The 3,288-nt window shown below is 75.2% G+C and carries 4 protein-coding genes and 1 pseudogene; 3 read left to right on the top strand and 2 right to left on the bottom strand.

Annotated elements, in window-relative coordinates; all coding sequences use genetic code 11:
* A pseudogene (locus tag AX737_RS13445) lies at positions 1-583 on the bottom strand (universal stress protein); the annotation flags it as partial.
* A gap of 145 nt (positions 584-728) precedes the next feature.
* On the opposite strand from AX737_RS13445, the gene AX737_RS13440 reads away from it, so the two are divergent.
* The 3 genes from AX737_RS13440 (at position 729) to AX737_RS13430 (ending at position 2,853) form a co-directional block, all read left to right on the top strand.
* A complete protein-coding gene (locus tag AX737_RS13440; protein ID WP_082773028.1) occupies positions 729-2,063 on the top strand; it encodes a S41 family peptidase in 1,335 nt (444 codons plus the stop codon).
* Positions 2,064-2,182: 119 nt separating this feature from the next.
* The gene (locus AX737_RS13435) at positions 2,183-2,569 is read left to right on the top strand and encodes a DUF6455 family protein (RefSeq protein ID WP_066922088.1); all 387 of its coding nucleotides are present in this window, start codon (positions 2,183-2,185) and stop codon (positions 2,567-2,569) included.
* 59 nt (positions 2,570-2,628) lie between these two features.
* Positions 2,629-2,853, top strand: a complete 225-nt coding sequence (locus tag AX737_RS13430) for a hypothetical protein (RefSeq protein WP_066922085.1) — start codon at positions 2,629-2,631, stop codon at positions 2,851-2,853.
* A 47-nt stretch (positions 2,854-2,900) separates the two neighbouring features.
* Here the strand turns inward: AX737_RS13430 and AX737_RS13425 are convergent, their stop codons facing one another.
* The gene (locus AX737_RS13425) at positions 2,901-3,269 is read right to left on the bottom strand and encodes a response regulator (RefSeq protein WP_082773029.1); all 369 of its coding nucleotides are present in this window, start codon (positions 3,267-3,269) and stop codon (positions 2,901-2,903) included.
* Between the last annotated feature and the right edge of the window lie 19 nt (positions 3,270-3,288).

Genomic DNA, 3,288 nt, shown 5'->3' with positions numbered 1-3,288 from the left:
CGACGGCCTCGGCGGCGCGCAGGAAGGGCAGGGCGTCGTTGGCGGCGCGCGCGGCCTGGGCGCTGCCGTCCCAGGCCAGCAGGATGCGCCGGGCCGCGAAGGCCGTGTGGGCCGGCGGCACCACGATCACCGGGCGCCCGCTCTCGAGGATGGCGCCCTCGATCAGCATCCGGTGCGTGTCGAACGCGGACGGGTCGGCATCCAGGACCGTGAGGTCGTAGAGAGGCGCACGGGCGATGAGCCGGGCAAGGATTTCCGGGAAGCTGACGCTTGGCGCCTCGGTCGTGCAGACCACGCCCGCCTGGGCCGCGTCGCCCGCGGCGCGCACGGCGGTGGCGCGGGCCAGCGCGTCGAGGCGCCTGTTCCCGGCCTCAACGGCGCCGTCGTCGAAGCCGCCGCCCCATGGGTTGTCGAAGGTCAGGCGACGCGCGGCGGACTGGATCGTCAGGTGGGCCCCCGCCGCTTTCGCGAGCGTCAGCCCGAAGCCGATCGCGGCCGGGGATGTACCGCCCCGCTCTTCCTCGACGACGACGACCTGCACGTCGTGGATGTCGGCGAGCGCGGGTGATCGGTCCCGGGTCATGGCGCCTCTCCGCAGGAGCCGTTCCGCGCCGGCTCTCGACATCGAGGCTGCGCCCGCCGGGACGTACCGACATTGACCCAGCTCAAGGCGGCGGGCCGGGTCCGGGGCGAGTCCTGCGCCCGTGCCAGAAGTGCGGGCCCGGAGCATGCCGCGATCGATCCGAGACAGGCCCGCGGCGGGCCGGACGCCGGCCGGCCGCGCGGGGGGGCTGGCGCTCTTCGCGGCCGCCATGGTCGCCGGTGCTGCCGGCGCCCACCTGGCGGTCGCGGTCGCGCAGGGCGTCGGCGCCCGGCCGCCGCGCGCCGACACGCCCTATCGGGAGGCCGCGATCTTCGGAGACGCGCTGCACGCCGTGCTGTCGCGGGCCGCGGACCGGCGCGGCCCGGATCGCCTCGTCGAGGCGGCGCTCTCCGGAATGGTCGCCGCCCTGGACCCCTACGCGCGCTACCTGACCGCGGACGAGCTCTCCCGCCTGGGCGAGCAGAATGTCGGAGGCTATTCCGGGATCGGGGTCGAGATCGGGGCGGAGGGCAGAATCGAGCGCACGGTCCCCGGCACGCCCGCGGCGACCGCCGGCCTCACGGCCGGCACCGTCATCGAGCGGATCGACGGCAGCCCCGTCCGGCGACTCGGCGCCGCTGAGGTCGTCGGGCGCCTCCGCGGCGAGCCCGGGTCGCGCGTTCGCCTGCGGGTCGCCCGCCCGGGCGAGGCCACCGCCGCCGAGGTCACCCTGACGCGGGCGTGGCTGCCGCTCCACCCCGTCCGCATCCTTGCCCTCGATACGGTCGCCTACATCGCGCTCGATCATTTCGACGACCGCACGGGCGGGCGCCTGCTCACGGCGATCGCGCGTCTCAAGGCCGAGATCGGGCGCGACCGCCTCACCGGCTTCGTCCTGGACCTGCGCGGAAACCCGGGCGGCCTCGTCGTCCAGGCCGCGGCCGTCGCCGGAGCCTTCCTCGGGCGGGGCGAGATCGTGCGCCTCGTCGGACGCGGTCCCGGATCGGTCGAGCGGTTCGCCCTGGACGGGCCGGCGGGCGACCTGATCGGCGGCCTCCCGATGGTGGTGCTCGTCGATCGCGAGACCGCCTCCGCCGCCGAGATCGTCGCGGGCGCGCTTCAGGACCATCAGCGCGCCACCGTCGTCGGGACGCGCACCTACGGGAAGGGCGCCGTGCAATCGACCTTCGCGCATCCCGGCGGACGCGGATTACACATCACGACGGCCTGGGCCGTGAGGCCGTCCGGCCGGCGGATCGAGGGGCATGGCATCGAGCCCGACCACGTGGTCGCCGCCGAGGCGGCGGCCGGCCCGCGCGGGCGGGAGCCCGGCCCGGCCCGGCCCGGCTCATCGCGCCCGACCCGCGAGGACGGGCTGCGCGGCGGCGTCGTGCCGGATCTCGATCTGGATCCGGCGCGGGACCGGCAGCTTCGCGCCGCGCTCGAACGGATCCGGATCGCCGCCGTGGAGCGCCCATGACGCGCGCGGCCGCGCCCATGACGCGCCCGGTCGGCCCCGTGGTCCGGGGCGGGTTTGCGCTGGATCAAGGAGGGCGCCGGTGCGGCGTGTACCCCTTCGACGCCGCGTCGGAGACCTCCATGCCCGTACCAGCCGACGATCCCGACCTGCTCGACCCCTTCGGCGTCCTCCCCGCCATGGACGCGTGGTGCTGTCTGCTGAAGGCGGCACGGGAACTCGGGGACGCCGACGAGGAGATGCGGGAGACGTTGCTGGAGGCCGGCGCGGGGGGATCCCTGTCGGCCGCGAGGATCCAGGGCATCGAGGCGTTGATGCGCAGCCTCCATCTCGACCCCGACGCCGTCCGGCGGCGCGATCCGGCGACCATGCGGGATCTCGAAGCCGCCTGCTCAGCTTGCGCCGAGCGCCGGCGCTGCGAGGACGCGATCCGGGCCGGAACGGCTGCGGCCACCTATCCGGCCTTCTGCCCGAACGCCGCGCGCATCGATCGGCTGCGAGGGGCCTGAAGCGTGCCGCCCGGCTCCGTGCGGCGTCCCGGGGCGGCACCGTCACCGCGGGAGGACCCATGTATCCGAACGTGACGAGTCTCGTCCTGGCGGGCGCCTTCACGGCCGGCTGCGTGATCATCCACGCCCAGCGCGAGCGGGCGGACGAGATCGCCGTCGTCCTGGTCCTGGCGCTGATCGGTCTGGCGAACCTGCTCGGGGCGTCCCTGGCGTTCCGCATGGATCGACCCGCCGCCCTCGTCCCCGCTGCGGAGATCGCGATCCAGCATTCGCGCATCGACTGACCTGCCGCCGGGTCGCGCTGCGAAGACGGTTCGGCGCCCGCGGCGCCTCAGGTCGGCCCGGCCGAAGCCCTGCCGGCAGCGCCGGCCACGAGCAGGCTCAGCAGCGCCTCCAGGGCGAAGGGCTTCTCCACGAGGGGGACGCCGGCCGAGTGGGCGCGGGTCCGGATGCCGGGGTCCGGATGCCCGGTGATCAGGACAACCGGGACACCGGCATCGAGGCCCCGCAGGCGGGTGACGACCTCCAGGCCGTCCATGCCCTCCAACACGTGGTCGAGGAGCACGCAGGCGGGGCTGGGGCCGGGGAAGGCCGCCAGCAGCTCGGGGCCGCCGGAGAAGGTCTCGACGCGATGCCCCTCGCCCTCCAGCAGGAAGCGGGTGGAGTGCAGGACCGCCGGGTCGTCGTCCACGACATAGATGAGGTTCGAACGGTCTGGC

The organism is Methylobacterium sp. CCH5-D2 (assembly GCF_001556475.1).
GTDB lineage: Bacteria > Pseudomonadota > Alphaproteobacteria > Rhizobiales > Beijerinckiaceae > Methylobacterium > Methylobacterium hispanicum.
This window is presented reverse-complemented; position numbering and strand designations above follow the sequence as displayed.

What these genes read in the sequence shown, in the direction of transcription:
- AX737_RS13440 (WP_082773028.1), top strand. Translation starts at nt 729, where the DNA reads ATGCCGCGATCGATCCGAGACAGGCCCGCGGCGGGCCGGACGCCGGCC.
- AX737_RS13430 (WP_066922085.1), top strand. Translation starts at nt 2,629, where the DNA reads ATGTATCCGAACGTGACGAGTCTCGTCCTGGCGGGCGCCTTCACGGCC.
- AX737_RS13435 (WP_066922088.1), top strand. Translation starts at nt 2,183, where the DNA reads ATGCCCGTACCAGCCGACGATCCCGACCTGCTCGACCCCTTCGGCGTC.